The organism is Acidovorax sp. KPB24-03, from assembly GCF_057546605.1.
On record NZ_BAAJYR010000869.1, the window covers coordinates 1 to 716 of the forward strand.

Genomic DNA, 716 nt, shown 5'->3' on the forward strand with positions numbered 1-716 from the left:
GACGAACTGATCGCGCGCGGCGGGCCCTGGGCGCACAGCCTGGGCCGCGGCCGCGCGGTGCGCATGGCGCTCGACCAGACGCTGAGCGACGAATCCGCGGCGCTGGCCGATGGGGCGGAAGTGGCGTTCTTTCCGCCCGTCACGGGCGGCTGAAGGCCGGCGCGCCCGTGGCCTGACGCGCCCCTTTTCGATGCCTGCTTCCGACGCGCCCCTTTTGCCGTTGCTGCAGGCCCTGGAGGTGGAGTTGCACCGGCCGGCCGCGCGCCAGGACGCGGCCCGGCTGGACGCGCTGCTGCACGACGACTTCCGCGAGTTCGGCCGCTCCGGCGCGGTCTACACCAAGGCGGACGTCCTCTCGCAACTGCCGGCCCAGGCGCAGCATGCCGTGGTGGTCGCGGACCGCTTCGAGGTCCGGCGTCTCGGTGAGTTCGCCGCGCTGCTCACGTACCGATCGGCGCAGCGGTTGGACGACGGAACCCTGGAGCGGTGGACGCTGCGCACTTCGGTGTGGGAGCGGTCTGCGCGCGGGTGGCAGATGAGCTTCCACCAGGGCACGCCTGCCGCGCCCGGCGGCCCCGGCGAATCCGAACCCCCGACGGCACGGGCCGAAGGGGTGCCGCCGCCTTGATGGCGGCGGCCCGAGGCCCGTCTCCCGCAGGTTCTTAGGCGCCCTGGGGTGCGATGGCGGCCGGCTCGCCGCGCGGCAGGGCCGCCAG

2 protein-coding genes are annotated in these 716 nt (G+C 74.7%); both read left to right on the forward strand.

Annotated elements, in window-relative coordinates:
* The coding region (locus AC27KI_RS26530; protein ID WP_487116862.1) for a MoaD/ThiS family protein at positions 1 to 153 on the forward strand (153 nt) is incomplete at its 5' end.
* 37 nt (positions 154 to 190) lie between these two features.
* A complete protein-coding gene (locus AC27KI_RS26535) occupies positions 191 to 628 on the forward strand; it encodes a nuclear transport factor 2 family protein (RefSeq protein WP_487116860.1) in 438 nt (145 codons plus the stop codon).
* The last annotated feature ends 88 nt before the right edge of the window (positions 629 to 716 follow it).